This window comes from Candidatus Poribacteria bacterium (assembly GCA_021295715.1).
In the GTDB taxonomy this organism is placed as follows: Bacteria; Poribacteria; WGA-4E; order WGA-4E; family WGA-3G; genus WGA-3G.
This window is the reverse complement of record JAGWBV010000101.1, coordinates 17,272-17,832: the sequence shown is the minus strand read 5'-3', so window position 1 is coordinate 17,832 and position 561 is coordinate 17,272. Positions and strand designations below refer to the sequence as shown.

Here is a 561-nt window from a genome sequence, read left to right as displayed (position 1 = left end):
TATAAATTTTGGGCTTTCCTGTGGGGCGAGGATCCTCTGACACGTCTACTGTGGTATTGTCCTTTTCTTCCCGAAGTGACCTCAGCGCGTAATTCTTCGCACGCATCACTTCATCCGCTGCAATTAACTTTTCGATGATTTCAGCTTCGATTTCTAAACCGATACGTAATCCAAATTTTTCAACCAAAGATGTATGGATCACGACAAAGGGGGTGCCGTTCAGAAAAAGTTGTTGATGTGAAGGCAGTTCAGGGACTGCCTGAATATTGGTGATTTTCTGCTTCATCAAATTCTTTGGTGTGGAGACCCCTGTCTTTAGGCAGGGAGGAAACACCACTCCTTTTTTCGTTTAAAATGTAAAGTGCTGTTTTAACACCACCTGCACATTGGGTGTTTGGATTCAGATGGGGCTGCTTCGTTGAACAGAACTCGCACTTTCCGTCTCATAGACCTGACCCGGTGTCCTACCAAAAGATTTTGTTGGTAATCTCCCTCTCGGGTTGTATGTTTCCCCTTCCACATCACAGTATCCAAGTTTGATAGAGACTTGGGGAGCATCCT

1 protein-coding gene is annotated in these 561 nt (G+C 44.9%); it reads right to left on the bottom strand.

The genetic code is table 11. The features are described from left to right. Positions 1-286: hypothetical protein (locus tag J4G07_19500; GenBank protein MCE2416175.1), on the bottom strand; the 286-nt coding region annotated here is incomplete at its 3' end. Positions 287-561: the final 275 nt, after the last annotated feature.